Source organism: Olleya sp. NP1-10 (assembly GCF_055804415.1).
The window spans coordinates 2,178,975-2,199,897 of the sequence record NZ_CM147840.1; the positions used below are offsets into that span (position 1 = coordinate 2,178,975).

General features: G+C 30.2%; 24 protein-coding genes and 2 pseudogenes. 9 read left to right on the top strand and 17 right to left on the bottom strand.

Annotation, left to right across the window (positions count from 1 at the left end):
* Positions 1–162: 162 nt before the first annotated feature.
* Genes AC0L4B_RS10135 through AC0L4B_RS10145 form a run of 3 tightly spaced genes read right to left on the bottom strand, consistent with a single transcriptional unit; the run spans position 163 to position 1,661 of the window.
* The gene (locus tag AC0L4B_RS10135; protein WP_473436795.1) at positions 163–774 is read right to left on the bottom strand and encodes an arsenate-mycothiol transferase ArsC; all 612 of its coding nucleotides are present in this window, start codon (positions 772–774) and stop codon (positions 163–165) included.
* A 52-nt stretch (positions 775–826) separates the two neighbouring features.
* Complete coding sequence (locus tag AC0L4B_RS10140) at positions 827–1,297, bottom strand: DUF6428 family protein (protein ID WP_473436796.1); 471 nt, start codon at positions 1,295–1,297, stop codon at positions 827–829.
* 34 nt (positions 1,298–1,331) lie between these two features.
* On the bottom strand, positions 1,332–1,661 hold the full coding sequence (locus AC0L4B_RS10145) for an ArsR/SmtB family transcription factor (protein ID WP_473436797.1): 330 nt from the start codon (positions 1,659–1,661) through the stop codon (positions 1,332–1,334).
* Positions 1,662–1,802: 141 nt separating this feature from the next.
* Between AC0L4B_RS10145 and AC0L4B_RS10150 the strand changes: the two genes are divergently transcribed.
* Positions 1,803–2,651 carry a DUF2911 domain-containing protein gene (locus AC0L4B_RS10150; protein ID WP_473436798.1) on the top strand — a complete coding sequence of 283 codons (849 nt, stop codon included), beginning with the start codon at positions 1,803–1,805 and terminating at the stop codon, positions 2,649–2,651.
* 52 nt (positions 2,652–2,703) lie between these two features.
* Here the strand turns inward: AC0L4B_RS10150 and AC0L4B_RS10155 are convergent, their stop codons facing one another.
* The 4 genes from AC0L4B_RS10155 to AC0L4B_RS10170 all read right to left on the bottom strand — a co-directional run bounded on the left by AC0L4B_RS10155 (position 2,704) and on the right by AC0L4B_RS10170 (position 5,726).
* Positions 2,704–2,904, bottom strand: coding sequence for a helix-turn-helix transcriptional regulator (locus AC0L4B_RS10155; RefSeq protein ID WP_473436799.1), 201 nt, complete (start codon positions 2,902–2,904; stop codon positions 2,704–2,706).
* Positions 2,894–3,367 (bottom strand): hypothetical protein, encoded by a 474-nt coding sequence (locus AC0L4B_RS10160; RefSeq protein ID WP_473436800.1) that lies wholly within the window; start codon positions 3,365–3,367, stop codon positions 2,894–2,896. The genes AC0L4B_RS10155 and AC0L4B_RS10160 overlap by 11 nt, the downstream gene beginning before the upstream one ends.
* Before the next feature lie 163 nt (positions 3,368–3,530).
* The gene (locus AC0L4B_RS10165) at positions 3,531–4,160 is read right to left on the bottom strand and encodes a tRNA (guanine-N1)-methyltransferase (RefSeq protein ID WP_473436801.1); all 630 of its coding nucleotides are present in this window, start codon (positions 4,158–4,160) and stop codon (positions 3,531–3,533) included.
* A 117-nt stretch (positions 4,161–4,277) separates the two neighbouring features.
* Positions 4,278–5,726 (bottom strand): glyceraldehyde-3-phosphate dehydrogenase, encoded by a 1,449-nt coding sequence (locus tag AC0L4B_RS10170; protein ID WP_473436802.1) that lies wholly within the window; start codon positions 5,724–5,726, stop codon positions 4,278–4,280.
* Positions 5,727–5,995: 269 nt separating this feature from the next.
* Here AC0L4B_RS10170 and AC0L4B_RS10175 point away from each other — a divergent pair, with 269 nt between their 5' ends.
* Positions 5,996–6,640: a hypothetical protein gene (locus tag AC0L4B_RS10175; RefSeq protein WP_473436803.1), complete on the top strand. Its 645-nt coding sequence runs from the start codon at positions 5,996–5,998 to the stop codon at positions 6,638–6,640.
* Between the two features lie 68 nt (positions 6,641–6,708).
* Here the strand turns inward: AC0L4B_RS10175 and AC0L4B_RS10180 are convergent, their stop codons facing one another.
* Positions 6,709–8,121 (bottom strand): trypsin-like peptidase domain-containing protein, encoded by a 1,413-nt coding sequence (locus tag AC0L4B_RS10180; protein WP_473436804.1) that lies wholly within the window; start codon positions 8,119–8,121, stop codon positions 6,709–6,711.
* Between the two features lie 126 nt (positions 8,122–8,247).
* On the opposite strand from AC0L4B_RS10180, the gene dapF reads away from it, so the two are divergent.
* The 6 genes from dapF to AC0L4B_RS10210 all read left to right on the top strand — a co-directional run bounded on the left by dapF (position 8,248) and on the right by AC0L4B_RS10210 (position 12,270).
* Positions 8,248–9,027, top strand: coding sequence for a diaminopimelate epimerase (gene dapF, locus AC0L4B_RS10185; protein ID WP_473436805.1), 780 nt, complete (start codon positions 8,248–8,250; stop codon positions 9,025–9,027).
* Complete coding sequence (locus AC0L4B_RS10190) at positions 9,021–9,554, top strand: GNAT family N-acetyltransferase (protein ID WP_473436806.1); 534 nt, start codon at positions 9,021–9,023, stop codon at positions 9,552–9,554. Before dapF ends, AC0L4B_RS10190 begins: the two co-directional genes overlap by 7 nt.
* Positions 9,544–10,587 (top strand): endolytic transglycosylase MltG, encoded by a 1,044-nt coding sequence (gene mltG, locus AC0L4B_RS10195; protein ID WP_473436807.1) that lies wholly within the window; start codon positions 9,544–9,546, stop codon positions 10,585–10,587. Before AC0L4B_RS10190 ends, mltG begins: the two co-directional genes overlap by 11 nt.
* A gap of 4 nt (positions 10,588–10,591) precedes the next feature.
* Complete coding sequence (locus AC0L4B_RS10200) at positions 10,592–10,927, top strand: hypothetical protein (RefSeq protein WP_473436808.1); 336 nt, start codon at positions 10,592–10,594, stop codon at positions 10,925–10,927.
* Positions 10,924–11,499 carry a YfiM family lipoprotein gene (locus AC0L4B_RS10205; protein WP_473436809.1) on the top strand — a complete coding sequence of 192 codons (576 nt, stop codon included), beginning with the start codon at positions 10,924–10,926 and terminating at the stop codon, positions 11,497–11,499. The genes AC0L4B_RS10200 and AC0L4B_RS10205 overlap by 4 nt, the downstream gene beginning before the upstream one ends.
* A 117-nt stretch (positions 11,500–11,616) precedes the next feature.
* On the top strand, positions 11,617–12,270 hold the full coding sequence (locus tag AC0L4B_RS10210; RefSeq protein WP_473439429.1) for a peptidoglycan-binding protein LysM: 654 nt from the start codon (positions 11,617–11,619) through the stop codon (positions 12,268–12,270).
* Here AC0L4B_RS10210 and AC0L4B_RS10215 read toward each other — a convergent pair.
* The 3 genes and pseudogenes from AC0L4B_RS10215 to dnaA all read right to left on the bottom strand — a co-directional run bounded on the left by AC0L4B_RS10215 (position 12,267) and on the right by dnaA (position 14,900).
* Positions 12,267–12,982: pseudogene (locus tag AC0L4B_RS10215) on the bottom strand (SAM-dependent methyltransferase). The gene AC0L4B_RS10210 and the pseudogene AC0L4B_RS10215 sit on opposite strands and share 4 nt — an antisense overlap.
* 19 nt (positions 12,983–13,001) lie before the next feature.
* Positions 13,002–13,460, bottom strand: coding sequence for a low molecular weight protein-tyrosine-phosphatase (locus AC0L4B_RS10220; protein ID WP_473436810.1), 459 nt, complete (start codon positions 13,458–13,460; stop codon positions 13,002–13,004).
* Between the two features lie 12 nt (positions 13,461–13,472).
* The gene (gene dnaA, locus AC0L4B_RS10225) at positions 13,473–14,900 is read right to left on the bottom strand and encodes a chromosomal replication initiator protein DnaA (protein WP_473436811.1); all 1,428 of its coding nucleotides are present in this window, start codon (positions 14,898–14,900) and stop codon (positions 13,473–13,475) included.
* A gap of 181 nt (positions 14,901–15,081) precedes the next feature.
* Between dnaA and AC0L4B_RS10230 the strand changes: the two genes are divergently transcribed.
* Positions 15,082–15,486, top strand: a complete 405-nt coding sequence (locus tag AC0L4B_RS10230) for an acyl-CoA thioesterase (RefSeq protein ID WP_473436812.1) — start codon at positions 15,082–15,084, stop codon at positions 15,484–15,486.
* Here the strand turns inward: AC0L4B_RS10230 and AC0L4B_RS10235 are convergent.
* The 6 genes and pseudogenes from AC0L4B_RS10235 to AC0L4B_RS10260 all read right to left on the bottom strand — a co-directional run bounded on the left by AC0L4B_RS10235 (position 15,483) and on the right by AC0L4B_RS10260 (position 20,729).
* A pseudogene (locus AC0L4B_RS10235) lies at positions 15,483–16,093 on the bottom strand (IMPACT family protein). The gene AC0L4B_RS10230 and the pseudogene AC0L4B_RS10235 sit on opposite strands and share 4 nt — an antisense overlap.
* 3 nt (positions 16,094–16,096) lie before the next feature.
* The gene (locus AC0L4B_RS10240) at positions 16,097–16,960 is read right to left on the bottom strand and encodes an EamA family transporter (RefSeq protein ID WP_473436813.1); all 864 of its coding nucleotides are present in this window, start codon (positions 16,958–16,960) and stop codon (positions 16,097–16,099) included.
* Complete coding sequence (locus AC0L4B_RS10245; RefSeq protein WP_473436814.1) at positions 16,960–17,571, bottom strand: HAD family hydrolase; 612 nt, start codon at positions 17,569–17,571, stop codon at positions 16,960–16,962. The genes AC0L4B_RS10240 and AC0L4B_RS10245 overlap by 1 nt, the downstream gene beginning before the upstream one ends.
* Positions 17,572–17,788: 217 nt before the next feature.
* Entirely contained in the window at positions 17,789–17,971 is a 183-nt protein-coding gene (locus AC0L4B_RS10250) for a hypothetical protein (RefSeq protein ID WP_473436815.1), read from the bottom strand.
* Positions 17,972–18,012: 41 nt separating this feature from the next.
* The gene (locus tag AC0L4B_RS10255; RefSeq protein WP_473436816.1) at positions 18,013–18,714 is read right to left on the bottom strand and encodes a hypothetical protein; all 702 of its coding nucleotides are present in this window, start codon (positions 18,712–18,714) and stop codon (positions 18,013–18,015) included.
* A gap of 47 nt (positions 18,715–18,761) precedes the next feature.
* Positions 18,762–20,729, bottom strand: coding sequence for a peptidoglycan DD-metalloendopeptidase family protein (locus tag AC0L4B_RS10260; RefSeq protein ID WP_473436817.1), 1,968 nt, complete (start codon positions 20,727–20,729; stop codon positions 18,762–18,764).
* Positions 20,730–20,923: the final 194 nt, after the last annotated feature.

Here is a 20,923-nt window from a genome sequence, read left to right on the forward strand (position 1 = left end):
ATACAAAATGTTTAACGATATTTTAATATGGTTAAACAAAATTTAACAAGACTTTGTGTGACCTTCAATTTGAGAGCTAAATTTTTGATATAAAAAAACATCATAAAGTAACTTATTACAAGCTACTTTATGATGTTAATACATTTATAAAAATAATATGTTTTAGGCGATTGCTTTATTAAAAATATATTTCATTTCTGTAGCAATTTGTGTAGAGCGTTCTAGGTATTTTTCACCTTGTAGCTCTGTATTATCATATGCTTTTGGATCTTCAAATGTGATTGTTATACGTTTTTCTGCTCCAGTAATAAATGGACAGCCACCATCTGCTTGAGAGCACGTCATTATTGCAGCAAAGTTAGAGGTAGGATTAAAGGTGTCATCATATGTTTTAGAAAAACCTATAATTGGTAGGCTATTAGCATCAAATTTTATACTATAAACAGGATTGTTGCTTTCGGCAATTACTTTAATATCAAAACCTGTTTTAGTTAATGTATCAGCTACCTTAGGAAACAGTGCTGTAGCTTCAGTCCCTCCAGAGTAGCACGCAACTTGATTAATCTTAAAATAATCTGCCATTACTTGTGCCCAAACTTGAGATAAATGACTGCGTCTTGAGTTATGCGTGCAAATAAAATTAATGTTTATAGGTTGTTTAGTCGTTTTTTTATTTTTAATAAAATCTATTAACGGTTGTAAAACAGCCTTACGTTGATCTGTAATAGTTTCAACAGTTAACGTGTTTATATAGTCTTTGATTTTTGTATTCATTTTAAATGAATTTTAGATACCAATAATTTTACCTCGTCTTTCTAAAATGATGTTAACAACATCCAGATCCAGGCGCACAAGAATTACCTTCTTGTATTTCAGAAAATTGCAATTTTTGTTTAGGTTCTGGGATACCACATTTGTCTTTAGCTAAACAGTCTGTTAATAATGATGTTAACTTAAATGTATTGTCTTGAAACTCTATTCCGAATTTTTGAATCGTTTGTTCTCCTTGAAATTCTACTTCAATCTCTAAACCTTCTAGATTAAAAATGTTTTCAGATAATTGAATGATATTAACCAATTTTTCAGGATGTAATCTATGGTCATAGTCATCAGCATTCCATAACTGAAAATTAACCTTCTTTTCTTGTCTTACTGTACCACCACAGTCGATAAAATTTTTAGTTACTAGTCCCACTTCCGTGACATGAAAATGACTTGGTACTAAGCTACCGTTTGGTAATGTAAATGAAATAGTGTCTAATTTTGATAGGTGTGTTTTAATTTCTGATAATGTCATAATTTATGTTTTTATTATGATTAATGTATTGGTATTAGCAACAAGTATTACTGTTTAAATCGTTGTCTAAAAATCCGCTTAAAATGGTTTTCATAGCAGTCCAATTGTCTGTATCTATACAATAACAAACACTTGTACCTTCAATAGTACCCTGAATTAAGCCTAGTTTTTTTAATTCTTTTAAATGCTGAGAGATTGTAGGTTGTGCTAAACCTATTTCTTCCACTAAATCACCACAAACGCAAGTATTAATTTTAAATAAATGTTGAATGATTGCCACTCTAGCTGGATGTCCAAAAGCTTTAGCAAATAGAGCAATTTGATTTTGTGAATCTGAAAATTTTTCGGTTTTAACTAATCCCATTTTTTTAATTAATTTGTATATCGCAATATTACGATTAATATATCAATTAGAAAAATTGTCTTCTGTTATTTTAAGGTTTTATTAACAAACAAGGTTATAGTTATGCTTAATTTTACGTCAATAAAAATCAAAAATATAACCATGAAAAAATTATTCACACTAATTATGGTATTAACAGTATCTTTTGCTGTTAATGCTCAGATTGAGACGCCTCAACCTAGTCCGTTTCAGAAAATAGAACAAAAAGTTGGTCTTACAGATGTAACTTTAGAGTATTCAAGACCATCTATGAGAGGTCGTGAAATATTTGGAAACCTAGTTCCTTTTGGAAAATTATGGAGAACAGGAGCAAATAATAATACAATAATTAACTTTGGAAGTGATGTTACAATAGGAGGTAAGGCTTTAAAAGCAGGATCTTATGCTGTATTTACAGTACCAAACAAAACGAGTTGGGACGTTATATTCTATAGCGATACTAATAATTGGGGAACACCTAAAACATTAGAGGAGTCTAAAGTCGTTGCTAAAGTATCTGCAGAAGTTTATACCTTACCGATGAATATTGAAACGTTTACAATGTCATTTGACGATTTAACTAACGATTCTGCAATGTTAGGTATCATGTGGGAAAAAGCATATGTTGCTGTGAAAATTGATGTAGCAACAGATAAAACTGTTACAGATGCTATTAATAAGACCATGAATGGACCTAGTGCAAACGATTATTATGCTTCTGCACGTTACTATTTAGAATCTGGTAAAGACATTAACCAAGCGGTTACTTGGATGAACAAAGCTATTGATATGTCTAAGGATTCTCCTAAGTTTTGGTGGTTACGTCAACAGTCTTTAATTAACGCTAAAGCTGGTGATAAAAAAGGTGCGATTAAAGCTGCTAAACAATCTTTAGAGTTGGCTACAAAAGCAGGAAATGCTGATTATGTAAAAATGAATACAGACTCTTTAAAAGAATGGGGAGGAATGTAATCTAGACATTATTAAAATATAAAAAGTGCAATCCATTGGGTTGCACTTTTTTTTAATCTATTTCTTCAAGTTCAAAAATATTATGAACAGATACTTTAAAAACTTTAGATAATTTTAAAGCTAAAACTGTAGACGGTACGTATTTGTTTTTTTCCATCGCATTTATGGTTTGTCTACTAACACCTATTTTGTTCGCTAAATCTGCTTGTGTTAAATTATGAATAGCACGCTGTACTTTAATTTTATTCGTCATAATTTCTAGATTTATATTTAAGAAAATTAAAACGTATTATAAAAAACAATAAAGGTGTAAACATGTTAAAGATTAAAACTTCAAAAAAGGTCATATTGTAAACAAATACAATTGCAAACATTAAAACTATATAATTAAATATAATAGCCCAAACTAAAGATGTTTTTCTTAACTGAAAAATAAATTCATCTTCTATTTTCTCTTTACTAAATCCTACAATTAATCCACCAACAATAATTAATATAGCAACAATTTCATCTAAAATACCATTTTTGATTATTTTAAAGAAACCATTGTTATTGTCAAATAAACCATCAGAATTATACAAGACCAGTACATTAGTTTGTAATAATTCACCATCTAAAATAGTTTTATAAAATATTATTCCTGTTAGTAAGCCTAATATTAAAATTACCCATCCTATAATTTTAAAGTTGTTTGATAAGAGATAATGTGTTTTCATGTCAAAATTGTTTTATGTTTCAACAAATGTAAAGTTTATTTTACATTTAGACAAGTTTGTATGTCTTTTTTCTAGTCGTAGTAGTTTGTGAATTTCAATTTTGAGCATAAAAAAACTGTAAAAATTAATTTGCAGTTTTAAATTGTTGTACTTAAATAGCTAATTAACTATTCCTGTTTTTATTGATTTCATCTTGAAGTTGACGTCTAACTTTTTGTTCTCGCTCTAGTGCATTACGTCTGTGTTCTTCAAATTCGTTTTCTGTTTCTTCTAATTTTAACTTAGCTTCTTTAGTAACAGAATTACTGTTTTTGAATTTAAAAATAAAGAAGAATAAAAATACTAATAAACCACCAATAATAGACCAAAGTAAAGTGTTATAACCAGTTTTACTCATTTGTAAACCTAGTAATGACATATTGTCTTTTTCAATATTGGTTTCTTTTAAGTCTGTTTTTGTATTTGATAAGTTATTTTTTAATTTGTCAATTTCTTGAGTTTGAGACAATACTTTATTTTGAGTGTCTAATAATTCTTTTTTTAATGCGTTTACCGAGTCTAATGTATGTGATTTAATTTTGGCAACCCATTCGTTTTTTATAACCTCAAAGGATTGTCCACGTTGATCTCTCCAATTAGTAGATTTTTTAGTAAGGTATTCAAATTGTTTTTCAAGAGTACCAGAGTCTAAAGATAGTTTGTCATCATCTTCATTAGTTTGTGCTTGTGTTGTAATAGTAAATGAAAATAAGAAGATAAAAACTGTTGCTAATAATAATTGTGTGTGGCGCATTGTTGTGTATTTGTTGTCTTTCGCTTTGCGAAAATATAAAAAATAGGGTTTAAAAATAACAAAAAGCCTCACAAATGCGAGGCTTTAATATATACGATTGTAAATACTATTTAGATGTTAATAGTAAGTAAAACGTCTAACTTTAGCAATATATTTAGCTAATCTAATGACTTGATGGCTGTAACCATATTCATTATCATACCAAACATAAACGATTGCATTTTTACCATCCTTTCTAACTAAAGTGGCTTTGCTATCATAGATAGAAGGCGCAGAGCTACCAATAATATCACTTGATACTAGCTCATCACTCATTTCGTATTTAATTTGCTCGACTAAATCACCTTCTAAAGCATACTTTTTGATAGTCGCATTTATACTATCTAAAGATGTTTTAGTACTAAGTTCTAAATTTAAAATAGCTAAAGATCCATTTGGTACAGGTACACGTATTGCGTTTGATGTTAATTTACCTTCAAAACTTGGTAGCGCTTTAGAGACTGCTTGTCCAGCACCAGTTTCAGTAATAACCATGTTTAAAGCAGCAGCACGTCCACGTCTATATTTTTTATGGAAATTATCTACTAAATTTTGATCGTTAGTGTAAGCATGTATCGTTTCTAGGTGTCCACTTTTAACACCATAAGTATCTTCCATAGCTTTTAAAACAGGTGTAATAGCATTGGTTGTACAAGATGCAGCAGAGAAAATATCTATTTTGTCAGGATCGTTTTGTAAATGGTTTACACCATAAACAATATTAGGAATTCCTTTTCCAGGCGCTGTTAATAAAACCTTATCTGCTCCAGGAGAGTTTTTTAAACGTGTTAAAGCCTCTTTATCTCTAAAGACACCAGTGTTATCAATAATTAAAGCGTTATTAATACCATACTTTGTATAGTCAATATCTTCCGGTTGGTTAGCCGAAATAATTTTAACCGTTGTACCGTTAATAATTAAAGCTTCGTTTTTTAAATCTGTAGTTACAGTTCCAGAAAATTCACCATGTACAGAGTCATTACGTAATAATGCAGCACGTTTTTCTAAAACAGTAGCATCGATTTTACCACGTGTTACAATAGCACGTAAACGTAATTGACTACCTTTTCCAGTACGTGTCATTAACTCTCTGGCAACCAGACGTCCAATACGTCCAAAACCGTAAAGTACTACGTCTTTAGGTTTGATGTCTTTAGTCTGACTAGCTCCTTTTAATTTAGTCGAAACAAATGCTAATGCATTGCTGTATTTTTTTTCTTCTAAATGATACTCGTAAGTTAATTTACCAATATCCAATTTAGCAGGAGGAACATCTAATGTTTGAATAGCTTGTGCAATTTCGACCGAATCAAATATAGAAATTGGTTTTTGAACAAACTCTCCAGCATATTCATGAAGGTTTAAAATTTCGGAAACATTTCTATCAATTAACTGATTTCTAAAAATCACTAATTCTATAGATTTGTCATACCATAAATCGCTAACAATTTTAATAAATTCGACTGTAGCACGTCGTCTGTCTGCTTGAAACGCTAATTCGTTTTCGTAAGTTTCGTTAATGGACATTTTAAATTATTTAGTATGTGTTGTTAATTTAGACTTCTAAATTTTCGGCAAAAGTATAGATTTCAAACGATTTCGTAAAGTAAAACGTGTAAAAAATAAAAAAGCTTTTATTATGATTGTTTATAATTTAGCATGTGTTTAAGTTGTACTTGAATTAGTTAGTTGTAATAAAGTTTTTATTTCTTCGTTTATTAAATAGATTTCTAATCATAAGTCAAATAATTTATTTAACAATGATATTTATTATTAACTAACTAAAACAAAATACTATGAAACGCTTATTATTGTTTTTTTGCATTATTATAATTGTTAATTCTTGTACTAAATCAGATAATTCTGAAAATCTTATTAGTAAATCTGATGCTAATTTTTTCGCTTTAACAGTTGGTAATTCCTGGGTTTACAAAAATTACCAATATAACCTTGTTACAGAAACGTATGATGATACAGGCGTAATAGATTCGATAAGTATAGTTGGTATACAAGATTTTTCAGGTGAATCCTATTACAAATTCAGAACATTAACAACCGGAAATGAAGATGCAATCACTTTTTGTAATCCTAATGGTGAATCGTTCGAGTTTTTGAGAGAGTTTGAAGGAAGCTTAATAAATGAAGAAGGGTCGATAAAATTCACAAATAATGTAAATGAAGAACGTTTATTACAAGAAAATGAATGGGGAACTGTTTATGAAACCCTTTCAGAAGGTACTACTGTCATAAGTGTTGAAGCAGGAGAGTTTGATTGTATACACTCAGAACGATACGCTAAAAATTTAGATAATGAGCAACTACCAGGTTTAGACCGTTTTTATTATTCAAATGGGATTGGACTTATTTATGATACGTCATCATTTGTTTCTAAATCGATACCAACTATTATTAGACGTTTAGATTTTTATGAAGTTCAATAACTATAAGTAAAATAAAAAAGCTCTTAATTTTAAAAATTAAGAGCTTTTTCTAGCAAAGCAATCAGGGATTATCTTAGTCCATAACGATTGGTTTGTCCTTTTGAGTTTATAAGCTCAATACTTAATAATTGGTACGGATCTCTATTTTTTAGGATGGCCTCTACATCTTCAATACTATTAACTTTTTTGTTATTAATAGCAGTAATAATATTACCTTCCTCGATACCTTCACTTGTTAAATAATCACTATAACTACCATTAACCTTCAATATTTTTACACCATTATCTGTTTTATACTTTTTTAAATCTTGTGGTTTAGCATCTTTAATTATTCCAATAAAAGGTAAAATTATAGTATTATTTTTAAGTAATGTTGCTTGAACAATTTTAAGTTGGTCATCACGTAATAGAGTTATATTAATGACATCATTAGGACGTTTAGAGTCTAAAAAACCTCTAAGATCACTAAATTTTCTGATTTTAATATTATCAATTTCTTTAATGATATCTCCACTTTTTATTCCAGCAATATCAGCACCAGAGTCTTCTTCAACTTCTTCAACTAGAACACCCTCAGTTTCGGTAAGTTTTAATTTTTCAGCAGTAAAGCTATCTAAAGATCTTGGTACAATACCTAAAATTCCATTTTGGACATTACCAAACTCCATAATATCTTGCACTACCTTTTTAGCAATATTACTTGGTACAGCAAAAGAATAACCAATATAGGATCCCGTTTGAGACGATATAGCAGTATTAATTCCAATTAATTGACCAGCTGTATTAACTAAAGCACCACCAGAGTTTCCTGGGTTTACAGCAGCATCAGTCTGAATAAAAGACTGCGTGCTTCGACCGCTTAAATCTCTAGATTTAGCACTTATAATTCCTGCTGTTACTGTAGACGTTAGATTAAACGGATTTCCGACAGCCAAAACCCATTCGCCAATTTTAGCAGTATCACTATCGCCAAAAGTGGTGTATGGTAATTGCTCATCACTTTCTACTTTAAGTAAAGCAATGTCTGTTTTTGGATCTGTACCAACAATTTTGGCTTCTAATGTACGGTTGTCATTAAGTGTAATGCTTAATTGTTCAGAGTCTTCAATAACGTGGTTATTAGTAATAATATAACCATCTGGAGATATTATTACACCACTTCCTGTACCTAATTGTCTTTTTTGTGGTACACGACCATAAAACAAGTCTTGTAAAGTGGGTTGTGCAGTATTTAAAGCCACGTTTTTAACGTGTACAACAGCATGCACAGTTTGATCTGCAGCAGTAGTAAAGTCTATACCTTCTGCAGCAGCTAAAGTTGTAGTGGTTGTGTTATAATTGGTAGGTAAAAAAACAGGATCATCCTGTGTGTTTGTATTTGCAATTTTCGGTTCTTCTTTTTCAAGAAAGGTTTTGTATGTTCCTAGGGTAATTGCACCTCCTAATACCGAAACTAAAACCAAAGTTAACATCTTCTTCATAAAAAAACTTAGTTTAGATTTATTAGATAACGATTAAAATTAATTAATTATTGAATGTCAATTTCAACTTTAACGACGTTTTAACAACTGAAAAAACTTATATTTGTCATTCAATTTAGTACACCAATGACATTAACTTTTTATAAATATCAAGGCACAGGTAACGACTTTGTCATGATTGATAATAGACAACAAATTTTTGATAAAGACAATACCAAATTGGTCGCTTTTTTATGTGATCGTAAATTTGGAATAGGAGCAGATGGTTTGATTTTACTAGAAAATCATCCTGAAGTTGACTTTAAAATGGTGTATTATAATGCAGACGGAAACCAAAGTACTATGTGTGGTAATGGAGGACGTTGTTTGGTCGCTTTCGCGGAATTTTTGCAGGTTGTTAAGCATGAGACTACTTTTGAAGCGATTGACGGATTGCATTATGCCAAAATCCAAGACAATTTAGTTCATTTACAAATGAAAGATGTAGATACTATAGATACCTTTGATACACATCAATTTTTAGATACAGGATCACCACACCACGTTCAGTTTGTTAAAGATATAGCAAATTTTGATGTTAAAACCGAAGGTGCAAAAATTAGATACGGTCAACCTTATAATGAAGCAGGAACTAATGTCAACTTTGTCCAGCAAGAAAATGAGGATACTTTTACTGTTAGAACTTACGAAAGAGGAGTAGAAGACGAAACCTTATCTTGTGGTACAGGTGCAACTGCAGTTGCAATAGCCATGCATGATTCTGGACTAAGTGCAGCTTCACAATTAAATTTAAATGTACCAGGCGGACAATTAAAAGTGTCTTTTAAAAAAGATAATAATACCTACAAAAAAGTCATGTTAATTGGACCAGCAACACAAGTTTTTAAAGGTACAATTACATGCTAACATTAACAGGTAAACATATCTATTTACGTGCTTTAGAGCCCGAAGATTTAACATTTATACATACTATTGAAAATGACGAGTCTATTTGGGAAATTAGTAATACCATAACACCTTATTCTAAGTATTTAATAAAACAATATTTAGATAATGCTCACAAAGATATTTTTGAAGTTAAGCAATTACGTCTAGTCATTTGTAATAACAAGCATGAGGCTTTAGGTATGATTGATGTCTTTGATTTTGATTATAAAAATAGAAGAGCAGGTATTGGTATTTTAATAAAACAAACCCAAGACAGAGCTAAAGGTTATGGTAAAGAAGCTGTACAAATGCTTTGTAATTATTGTTTCAAGCATTTAGATTTGCATCAGTTATATTGTAATATCAGTGAAGATAATACAGCAAGCTTAGCTTTGTTTAAAAGCCAAGGATTTAAAGAAATAGGTTTAAAAAAGGATTGGAATTTTTTAAACGGACAATACAAAAACGAATATTTATTTCAATTAATTAATACAGATGTACATTAAAAAAATTATTGTAGCCATAGCATTGTTAGGTCTTGTTGTAGCTGCTTATTTTGCTTATTTTATTTATGGAGCCATGTTTAAACAAAACACAGCTTTTAATAATGAACAAGCATTTATATACGTGCCAACCAATGCAAGTTACGATATGGTTAGAGCGCAATTAGAACCATTATTAAAAGATATAGATAGTTTTGATGCTTTAGCCGAACGTAAAAAATACACAACTAATATTAAAGCTGGTCGTTTTGCAATTGATAAAAACATGAGTAATAATGACATTATAAACTCAATTAGAAGTAAAAACTTACCATTAAAATTAAGTTTTAATAATCAAGAGCGTATTCAGAATTTAGCTGGTCGTATTGCTCAACAAATAGAACCAGATAGCCTTAGCTTACTTCAAGCTATGACAGATAAAGCGTTTATGGATAAACATAAGTTTACTGAACAAACGGTTTTAAATATGTATGTGGCTAATAGTTATGAAGTGTTTTGGAATACTTCAGCTGAAGGTTTTAGAGATAAAATGCTTAAAGAATATTTTCGATTTTGGAATCCTTCTAGACAAGCCAAACGAAAAGCTTTAGATTTATCGGTTAATGAGGTTGTAACCATTGCATCTATAGTTCAAAAAGAAACTGCTAAAGTTGACGAAAGGCCTAGAGTTGCAGGAGTTTACTTAAACCGAATCAAAAAAGGAATGCCTTTACAAGCAGATCCTACGGTTATTTTTTCTAAAAAATTAAAAGAAAACGATTTTGATCAAATTATAAAACGCGTATTATATAAAGATCTTGAAATAGATTCGCCTTACAATACATATAAATACGCAAGTATTCCTCCAGGACCTATAACAATGCCAGATGTTTCTGCAATTGATGCAGTTTTAAATGCAGAAGATCATAACTACTATTATTTTGTTGCTAATGTTAAAAACTTTGGTTACCATAAGTTTGCCAAAACACTTAGTCAACATAACGCAAATAAAAACGAATATGTACGTTGGATCAATAGCCAAGGTGTAAATAGATAATTGTTTGATTAAATTTTTCACTCTTGTTTTTTGTCTTTGTTTTATAGTTACTGGAACAGCACAAACCAAAACAGAATCCTTTTTTAAACCAAGTGATACATTACATGTTAAAAGACGTAAAGCTGTAATAATAACAGAGGCTAGTCTAGCCTCACTATCCATTATAGGTTTAAACACATTATGGTATTCTGATTATAAACGCTCTAAATTTCATACAACTAATGATAATTCTGAGTGGTTTAAAATGGATAAACTAGGTCATAGCTTTACTGCTTATCAATTAGGACGTTTTGGTGCTCAAACTTTAAATTGGAGTGGTGTTTCTAAAAAAATCAGTTGATTTTTGGAGCAACTTTAGGTTTTTCTTTTTTAACTGCAGTAGAAGTTTTAGATGGTTTTTCATCAGAATGGGGATTTTCTTGGGGAGATTTTACTGCTAATGCAGCAGGTGCAGGCTTGTTTATTGGACAAGAACTGTTATGGGACGAACAACGATTGCAGTTAAAGTATTCGTTTAGTCAAAGTCCATATGCAAACCAAAACCCAAATAAATTAGGAAATGGTTTTTTAGAAGAAATTTTAAAAGATTATAATGGTCAAACGTATTGGTTGAGTGCTAATTTACAGTCTTTTTTAAAAAATAGTAAAGTACCTAAATGGTTAAACTTAGCAGTTGGTTATGGAGTCGATGGATTACTATATGGCAATGAAAATTTACAAAATCTGAGTTTTCCTAATCAAAAAAGAACAAAACAATTCTATTTAAGTTTAGATATGGATTTAGCAAAAATAAAGACCAAATCCACCTTTTTAAAGCAGTTTTTTAACATAATTAATGTGATAAAAGTACCTTTTCCAGCTCTTCAAATTAATAGTAAAGGTAAGCTAAAAGGACACTTAATTTACTTTTAACATAAGTTAACATATTGATTTTCAGTATTATTAAATTTGTTGTATATTTGCACGCTGAAATTTAAGTCTATAGATTATTAAAAAACAGACTTTTAAATCAATACAAATGAAAAAAATATTGGAAAGTTATTATCCCTAGCATTTACAATATCAATTTTACTAGTTGTTGTATTTTTTAATACAACTGAAAATGTTAAATTAATAGATAAAATTGAAACTGACAAGGTTGACTTTGAAAATATAGAACAAAAAGAGATTGCTTCTAATTTACAATCTTACCAGTTACCAGAATTTAGTCCAGAATTAGGAAAAACGTTTACGGGTTTTAAAGAAGCCTTAGGTTTTAAAGAATCGCAAAATGATTACTTTAGAGTTAACCAATTTGGATATTTAGGTAAATATCAATTTGGAAAAGGGACATTAAGATTAATAGGTATTTATCATCCACAGTACTTTTTAAGTAATCCAGAATTACAAGAAAAAGCATTTATAGCAAATGCACAGCGTAACAAATGGGTGTTAAGACGTGATATTAAACGTTTTAAAGGGAAGTTTATTAATGGTGTTAAAGTAACCGAATCAGGTATTCTTGCAGCTGCACATCTAGCAGGTCCAGGAAATGTGAAAAAATACTTGAGAAGTTATGGCCAAAATGGATTTGCTGATGCTAATGGTACAACTATTAGATATTACTTAAAAAAGTTTTCTGGATATGATACGTCTTTAATTAAAGCTTCAAAAAGAGTAAAAGTAGAGTACGACAGAGCTTAAAAGCTAGGTTTATGAATTATAAATAGTGTTGGTCTTTTATGTAGGTCAACACTATTTTTTTCCATTGACTGGCTGTTTTTGTTTTAATCAACTCAGTTGGTAAGGTAATGTCACAAGCGACGCATATTTCTGTACTATCACTTAAAGTGTTACATAAATCTTCCAAAAATTTATTATTTCTGTAAGGTGTTTCAATAAAAGATTGTGTTTGATTATGCTCAAAGCTTAAACGTTCTAGACGTTTTATTTCAGATTTTCTTTCATTTTTATCAATTGGGAGATACCCATTAAAAGCAAAGCTTTGTCCATTCATTCCAGAAGCCATCATAGCTAATAGGATAGAGGATGGTCCAACTAAAGGTACGACTTGTATATTGTTTTTATGGGCTAAACTAACAATATCAGCTCCTGGATCTGCAATACCAGGACAACCAGCGTCTGATAATAATCCCATATTTTGTCCTTCCAAACAAGGGGTAATAAAATTTGGTAAATCTTGTGGTTCTGTATGTTTATTTAACTCAAAAATGGTAAGACTTGCTTGTTGTTTTTCTGGCGCAATACTTTTTATAAACTTTCGACCTGCTTTAGAGTTTTCTACAACAAATGTATCTAAACTGTCTACAATAGTCTTAACTTGAGCAGGTAATACTAAAAACGGATTAGAGTCTCCTAAGGTGTTAGGTATTAAGTATAATTTACCTTTTGTCATGGTCGTTTAAAGTATTTAATTAGGTATCACTATTTAGAGTTGTGCTTATTTTTTGACAAGCATCATTTAACAAAGTATACACTTTTTCAAAACCATTGTTTCCTCCATAATAAGGATCAGGAACATCAAGGTTTTTATTAGGAAAGCTTTCGTTTAAAATAAGCTTTACTTTTGATTTGTCTGTTTCGTTTTCTGCTAAAGCTAAAATATTATTATAGTTTGAGTTATCCATAGCATAGATAACATCAAAGTCTATAAAATCTTGTTTTGTAAACTGTCTAGCGCGTTGATTGGTAATGTCTATATTGTGTTTATGTGCAGTTGTAATAGATCTTGGATCTGGTTTATTACCTATATGATAGCTACTTGTGCCTGCAGAATCCACTGTATACGTATTGTCTAACTTTGATTTTAAGATACCTTCAGCTAGAGGAGAACGACAAATGTTTCCTAAGCATACCATTAAAATTTCAGTCATTTTATAATGTATTTATACTGTAAGCTTCTTAGTTAAATCTTCAACGTATTTTTTAAACTGCTTGTCCGTAGAAGATAAGTTATCTACAGTTTTACAAGCGTGTAATACAGTTGCATGATCACGTTTACCAATTTGAGATCCAATACTTGCTAATGATGCTTTGGTTAGTTTTTTTGCAAAAAACATAGCCAATTGTCTAGCTTGAACAATGTGACGCTTTCTAGTTTTAGATTGTAGTGTGTCTACATCCATTTGGAAATAATCAGAAACTATTTTTTGAATGTAATCTATAGAAACTTCACGTTTAGTATTTTTAACAAATTTTTCTACAACCTGTTTTGCTAATTCAATATTAACTTCTTTTTTATTGAAAGAAGATTGAGCAATAAGTGATATGATAGCACCTTCAAGCTCTCTAATATTAGATTTAATGTTTTTAGCAACATAGTTAATAATATCATCAGGCATTTCTACACCATCACGATATAATTTGTTTTTTAAAATAGAAACTCTGGTTTCAAAATCAGGAGTTTGCAACTCGGCTGAAAGTCCCCATTTGAATCTAGATAATAAACGTTGTTCAATATCTTGCATGTCAACAGGTGCTTTGTCACTTGTTAAAATAACTTGTTTCCCATTTTGGTGCAAGTGGTTAAAAATGTGGAAAAACACATCTTGAGTTCCTGATTTTCCTGATAAAAACTGAACATCATCAATAACCAATACATCTATCAATTGATAAAAATGTATAAAGTCATTACGGTTGTTCTTTTTTACAGAGTCTATATATTGTTGCGTAAATTTTTCAGCGGAAATATATAATACTGTTTTTTCAGGATATTTATCTTTGATATCCACACCTATAGCATGCGCTAAGTGTGTTTTACCTAATCCAACACCACCAAATATTAATAATGGATTAAAAGAAGTTCCTCCTGGTTTTGCAGATACAGCTAAACCAGCACTACGTGCTAAACGGTTAGAGTCACCTTCTAAAAAGTTATCAAAATTATAGTTAGGATTAAGTTGAGATTCTATTTTCACGTTTCTAATTCCAGGAATTATGAACGGATTACGTAATTCTCGATTTTTGTTATTAAGAGGCACATCTACGTCCTGAGACTTTACAGCACTTCTATTAGAACTCGGAATTTTTTCTGTAAACGGTTGTTTGTTGCCATACGTGTTTTCCATTTTAATAATGTAAACCAGTTTAGCAGTATCGCCTAACTCTTTAGTTAAAGACACTTTTAACAATTTTACGTAATGCTCTTCTAGCCATTCGTAAAAAAATTTACTTGGGACCTGAATGCTTAAAGCATTTTCTGCAAGTTTTACCGCTACAATAGGTTCAAACCATGTTTTGTAAGCTTGTGGTTGGATATTATCCTTTATAAAAAGTAGACAGTTATTCCAGACCGATTGCGCAGTTATACTCATGTTAATTTTAAAATATATTAAATGTTAGTTATTTTTGCCTGTATAGCGATTAAGACAACTTAGTTTCTAAGCTTGGCAAATATGTGAACAAAAAACGTAAAAAAAATGATTTACTATTGAATATTCAGTTTTTTTCCTCATGTTAGATTAGACCGTCAAGCTACAAAAAATAATTAGAAAAATGAGTACAAAACAAGATGAAATTGAAATAAGAGTACGATATTCTGAAACCGATCAAATGGGTGTCGTTCATCATGCGAATTACGCATTATATCTAGAATTAGCGAGAATCGAGTGGTTAAGAAAATTAGGGATTTCTTATAAAAAAATGGAGGAAGAAGGCATTGGTTTACCAGTGGTATCATTATCAGTAAATTATAAAATTCCTATCCTTTATGATGACGTAATTACGGTAAAAACTAAGCTTAAAAAAATGCCTACCGCATTGGTAGAGTTTGAGTATGAAATTGTTAATAAATCAGGTCAAATTTTAAGCACAGCAAGTGTGATTTTGGCATTTTTGAATATGAAAACAAAACGACCAACTAGACCTCCAAAATATTTTTTAGAAGCTTTAAAAAATTAACGTTCTAAAGTTTTGATGTCAACTTTGTAAATCGAATCAAATATTGATTTTATCGATTCGGCTTCTTTTTTCTAACCGAAATTGTTATTTCACAGTTTAATTCTAATTTTTGATTGGTAATATTTAAGTTTTTTTCTTTAATAACCCTCATGACTTTATTCATTAAATCATATTCACAAGTAATTAAATAATCAATATTAATAGTACGCTCAATAATATTAGATGCTTCTAAAGCCATTTGTGCACCTGTACGATAGGCATTAATTAAACCACCAACGCCAAGTTTAACACCTCCAAAATAGCGAACTACTACAATTAAAACGTTAGTAACTTCAAAAGATTGTATTTGACCATAAATTGGCATTCCAGCACTATTACTGGGTTCGCCATCATCATTAGCTCTGTAAGCAATGGTTTCGGTCCCAATTTGATAGGCATAACACCAATGTCTAGCTTGATGGTGTTGTTTTTTTAAATCCTCTAAATGCTGTTTAATTTGATCTTCTGTAGTAACAGGGTAGGCAAAGCCAAAAAACTTAGAATTCTTGTCTTTAAACAATACTTCTTCACTGGGCTTGGTAATGGTTTTATAAACGTCTGCTTCCATAAATTAGGCTAAAGTTACCAAAAGTATAGCAATTACAGCAACACCAATACCTATCCAATTTTTAAGTAATAAACGTTCTTTAAAAAATATTAAACCTAATAAGGTTGATAACATTACAATTGACACGTTATTTACTGTAAATATTGTCGAACTTTCAAAATTATCTGCGTTTAATGCTTTTAGTAAAGTGTAAATAGAGTAGTAGTTAACGATCCCTAATACAAAACCAGAGATTAAACTTTTAGGGTCAAATGTAAATTGTTTTTGTATCGCTTTCACGGAAAGTAGGCCAACACCAATTAAACCAGCAATAAAAAATATTGAAGCCGAAAATATCGGAATACCATTGTGTGGTACAAAAGTAGTTTCGACATATTTTATTGTAGTATCTATAGTACCAGAACCTAAAAATAGTAACAACGGAAGCCATAAACTTTTAAACGAAAATTTCTCGTTGGATTTAGCTTTTAATGAGGCTAGATATACAGCCACTAAAGCTAACAGTATACCCAATGCTTTTTGTAAGCCTAAGTTTTCATTGTAAGCAAATAGTCCAAAAATAATAGGAATAACGACACTCATTTTACTGGCAACCGAAGCTACAGATAAACCTAAACGTTGGGCTGTTAAAGCCATGACATTAAATATTGTAATAAACAGGAAGCCTAAAAAAATGGCTCCAAAAAACCATTTGGATTGTATTACATCTGTTACAACAATTGGTGCGTCATAACTTAATATTCCACAGGTAAATGCTGTAAAATAGTTAAAAACTATAGTTTGTAATGTGTCAATATTACGTTTTCCAACAACTTTAAAGATGACAAAAATTAGTGTCGATGCACAAATACTTAGAATTAAAAACATTAAAACAATTCTTTTTTGATGGTAAATAAATCTAGTACATCTTCCGTTTTAGGGTTGTTGTTCCAAACATTAATTCCTAATTTGTTTGCAGCCTCAGTGTTTTCTTTGGTGTCATCAATAAACAAGCATTCTTCAGGTTTTAAATTGTTTTCGTTTAAAACAAAATTAAAAATATCTGTATTTGGTTTACGTAACATGATTTGATGAGATAAATAGAATTTATCAAAGCATGCTTTAAAATCTTCGTAAAACGGAATGTGTTTTTTAATACAATCTATATGCAACTCGTTAGTGTTACTTAATAGTATTAGTTGGTATTTTTTGTCTTTGGTTAATTGTTGTATAAATTCTAATCGTTTTGGCGGAAAATCACAAATAATAAAATTCCAAGTATCAATTAATTCTTTTTTTGAAAGTTTTGGAAAATTGTTTAAATAAAAATCTAAAAACTCGGTAGTGTCCATTAAACCTTGTTCATATAGTGCGTTTATAGCAACAAGTTCTTCTGACAGTTCCTCAATTTCAAAACGCTCTAACGCGTTTTTCATTGCACCTTCTTTATCAAGATTGATAAAGACATCTCCAAAATCGAATATAATTGTTTTGATCATTTACTTTATTTTTTAACAAATGCAAATATCTTGTTTTTATATTCAATCAGTCGTGTATTTTTCAGAATAGTTTGTTTAAGTGTTTTGTTAATGGTTAATCTGAAGGTTTTTAGGGTAATTGAATTGTGATTGGTTTAGTTTTCTATTTTTAGTATTAATTAATCTTTATAATTCTAATCGTGACGTTTGTGACATCAGATAAAAACAAGTTTTTTAACTAAAAACCATCAACATTACCAATGTCACACCATTTTAAAGTAATATAATTGTCTTCTATTTTATTTGTAAAAGGGTTTTGTGTAAACTCCCTTTCTTTAGTTCTTCTATTATAAAAACCATACCATTCAAATTGTAATTCACCTTTCATATTATTAATGATTTTACCTATTGGTTTACTCAAAGAAAAAGACGCTTCGTCTTTTAGACTACTTGGTATAGGGTCTAATAATGGTGGTGAAAAGTAAACATAATACTCTGTGTCATTAATTCTTTTAAGTCGTGAGTTAAAAAAATATCTTTTGTTTTAAATTGACCACCAACTAAAAAGAAAACATAATCCTTACCAGAACAATCTGTGGAATATTTTTGCTTTTTCAACTCATAAATAGTTTCATATGTGATTTTCTGTTCTTCTTCTAATTCTTCTTTCTTTAACTCACTTTTACCCGTAAAGGAAGCTTTTCTCATTATAATGTTATCCATAGGATCACACTCTCCTTTGTTCTTACCTGAATAACAAATCAACTTTACTTCATTTTTATTACTATCAAACTTTAATTGTTTAATAATTGGATGATTTTTTACTTGATATTTATTTTCTTCTATTAACGAAGCTTCTGTTTCCTCTCCATCAGTAGTACACATAGAATTATCAATAATTATCTTAAATTTTAAATTAAGGCTATCTTTCCATTTTATTTTTAATGTTTGTACTTCATAATATCCTGCTTCAACTGGTTCTTTATATGAATAGGAATACGTTACAAATTCTGAATCAGTTTGTTCTTCTAATTCAACTTTAGGAGAAGTTAATATTTCTGATTCAGTTGTAACTTCTTCATTCTTTTCTTTTTCTGTTGCTTTACAGGAAAAGAAGCATAAGACTAAACAGATTATAATAATTCTATTTATAAAAATTGCCATGTTTTTTTATTTATAATGTTCTTAATTTATCCAAGTTTGAGGGTCAACTAAACTACCTCCTTCAGCTGGATTATATGAAGCCATTTTACCTGCCGAATTTTTTTATGTATTTCATAATGCAAATGACAATCAGTTCCATTTTCTTTACCTTTAGCTGAAGAACCTATTTCTCCAATAACTTGCCCTTTTTTAACTTTATCTCCTATATCTACTAAAAAAACACTTAAATGAAAATATTTTGTCACAAAAGCTCCATCCGTAGACTTTATAGAAACTCTCCTACCTGCTCCATTTTGTATATTATCTTCTGCTTTTATTATAACACCATCATGGGTAGCTATTACAAGAGCACCATAATCATCATATCCAGAACCGAAATTTATATCAATCCCATGGTGTGTTCTTCCATTTCTTGGTCCATAAGGACCTCCTAGTCTTCTTTTATGTCCATTATGGTACTCTTTTACTGGCCAACCACCTTCATTATTTGATAAACTATTATCTTTACAACAATCAAAACCAAACTCTTTTAAAAAACCTGGTTTTAAATGTAAATCAGTAATACCCTTGACTTCCTCTCTATAAAACTTACGGTAATTTTTCAAGCAACTATCACTCATGTGTTCTGCTGGTTGATAACTTTTACCATCTGGCATTTTATATCTACTTTTTTTATGTTCGAAAGGTACACCTTCATTAGGTAAACTAGCCCAAATTTTACTCGCTTTTGTTCTAATAGCTTTTTCTATTTGTCCTTCAGCAAGTAATTCTATTAACCCTTTTTCATGATGTTTCATATAAATAACACACAGCTTATCTTGAGAAAGAGCAGAAAAATCTGGTATTTTATATTTAGCTATAAGGTTTCTTGCAGGAACAGGATCACCTACCTTTTTATGGTCTTTAACTATATACCCTTGTAGTGTCCAATAAGTTTCTCTCAACATTTGATATGCACCTGCAGCACTAGAACCTAAATATACAGTTTCTGGATGTTTACTTAAATCAGTCATTGTTTGATGTCCATAAGAAGTTGTATAACCTTTTTCTCCTACAGACCCTTCTCCTACACGCAACATTCTCATAAAAGCTCTAACTCTGGCTTCAGCATAACAAATTTCACCTGTTTCACTTCCTTCCCCAAAAATAAGTTTCATGTGATTTATAAAAGCAATAGGGTGGAAGTGAAACACATTTTGAGTGTTAGGAAAGATTCTAGGTAATTTTTCCTCATTGTCATTTGCTGTGGTCTTATCAGTAGTCACTTCTGTTTTAACTGCTTCAGATGTATTTGGATTATTGAAGGTTGATAAATTAGTAGGTTCTTCAACTATTCCTCCTCTAAAATCTAAACCAGTATTTTTGTTGTTTGTTTCTGGTTTAGGTGGATTGTACTTTTTGCAGCTAGCTTCTTTCCAAAACATTAGTTTATCTACTTGATCTTCTATTGCATTAAGTTCACCTTCTTTTAATTCATCAACAGATCCTCTGTATTCTTCAGGTTGTTTATTAATAAAATAATCGTAAAAACCAGCAACTTCTGTTCTTATTTCATTTTTTGTATATGACCATTCGTTTTTATGTTTACAAACTATTTTAGAAACAAAGTCTTGAAACTCTTTAGATCTGTAAGCTAGGTCTATTTCATGGCTAGATATTACATTACTGTGGTTTCTGTCCATTTGATACCATAGCGCATTTACTATATCTGTTTCAGAATTTTCTTCGCCTAAATAGTCTTGTACTACGTACATATATTCTTCAATACCATCTTCAATTATATTAAACCCAAATTTATCCCAATTATATGCACTAAACAAATCTTTTTTAGCTATCATGGAAGATTTTATCCATCCTTTTTGCGTATAAACTCCAGATTTACTGTCAATAATTTGTTTGCAAACTACTGATTTGTATTTACCTTCAGTAGTTGTAATTTCTTTAGAATGATTTATGTTTATTACAGTATCTTTAGAGGTACAAATAGGATCTAAAGTTTTATTATTATCTGGCATGACCCAATATACCTTTTGTACGTCAGAAAGTAATTTTGTTTTTTCGCCACTCTTAGCATTACGTTTACCATCTTTTATTATTATATTAGTGCTTTCTTACTCAATGTGGCACTCGTTACAAACGAGCGTTAACGAGGAAAGACAAACAGACAATTTTTAGACTCGTAGAAAAATGCTTACCAATAAAAAGGTTA

Coding starts and splice junctions, on each gene's coding strand:
- AC0L4B_RS10255 (WP_473436816.1), bottom strand. CDS start 18,714: ATGGCAATTTTTATAAATAGAATTATTATAATCTGTTTAGTCTTATGC.
- AC0L4B_RS10230 (WP_473436812.1), top strand. CDS start 15,082: ATGAGTACAAAACAAGATGAAATTGAAATAAGAGTACGATATTCTGAA.
- AC0L4B_RS10170 (WP_473436802.1), bottom strand. CDS start 5,726: ATGTCCATTAACGAAACTTACGAAAACGAATTAGCGTTTCAAGCAGAC.
- AC0L4B_RS10135 (WP_473436795.1), bottom strand. CDS start 774: ATGAATACAAAAATCAAAGACTATATAAACACGTTAACTGTTGAAACT.
- AC0L4B_RS10155 (WP_473436799.1), bottom strand. CDS start 2,904: ATGACGAATAAAATTAAAGTACAGCGTGCTATTCATAATTTAACACAA.
- AC0L4B_RS10175 (WP_473436803.1), top strand. CDS start 5,996: ATGAAACGCTTATTATTGTTTTTTTGCATTATTATAATTGTTAATTCT.
- AC0L4B_RS10165 (WP_473436801.1), bottom strand. CDS start 4,160: ATGCGCCACACACAATTATTATTAGCAACAGTTTTTATCTTCTTATTT.
- dnaA (WP_473436811.1), bottom strand. CDS start 14,900: ATGAGTATAACTGCGCAATCGGTCTGGAATAACTGTCTACTTTTTATA.
- AC0L4B_RS10150 (WP_473436798.1), top strand. CDS start 1,803: ATGAAAAAATTATTCACACTAATTATGGTATTAACAGTATCTTTTGCT.
- AC0L4B_RS10190 (WP_473436806.1), top strand. CDS start 9,021: ATGCTAACATTAACAGGTAAACATATCTATTTACGTGCTTTAGAGCCC.
- AC0L4B_RS10220 (WP_473436810.1), bottom strand. CDS start 13,460: ATGACTGAAATTTTAATGGTATGCTTAGGAAACATTTGTCGTTCTCCT.
- AC0L4B_RS10140 (WP_473436796.1), bottom strand. CDS start 1,297: ATGACATTATCAGAAATTAAAACACACCTATCAAAATTAGACACTATT.
- AC0L4B_RS10180 (WP_473436804.1), bottom strand. CDS start 8,121: ATGAAGAAGATGTTAACTTTGGTTTTAGTTTCGGTATTAGGAGGTGCA.
- AC0L4B_RS10160 (WP_473436800.1), bottom strand. CDS start 3,367: ATGAAAACACATTATCTCTTATCAAACAACTTTAAAATTATAGGATGG.
- mltG (WP_473436807.1), top strand. CDS start 9,544: ATGTACATTAAAAAAATTATTGTAGCCATAGCATTGTTAGGTCTTGTT.
- AC0L4B_RS10240 (WP_473436813.1), bottom strand. CDS start 16,960: ATGTTTTTAATTCTAAGTATTTGTGCATCGACACTAATTTTTGTCATC.
- AC0L4B_RS10145 (WP_473436797.1), bottom strand. CDS start 1,661: ATGGGATTAGTTAAAACCGAAAAATTTTCAGATTCACAAAATCAAATT.
- AC0L4B_RS10245 (WP_473436814.1), bottom strand. CDS start 17,571: ATGATCAAAACAATTATATTCGATTTTGGAGATGTCTTTATCAATCTT.
- dapF (WP_473436805.1), top strand. CDS start 8,248: ATGACATTAACTTTTTATAAATATCAAGGCACAGGTAACGACTTTGTC.
- AC0L4B_RS10260 (WP_473436817.1), bottom strand. CDS start 20,729: ATGCCAGATAATAATAAAACTTTAGATCCTATTTGTACCTCTAAAGAT.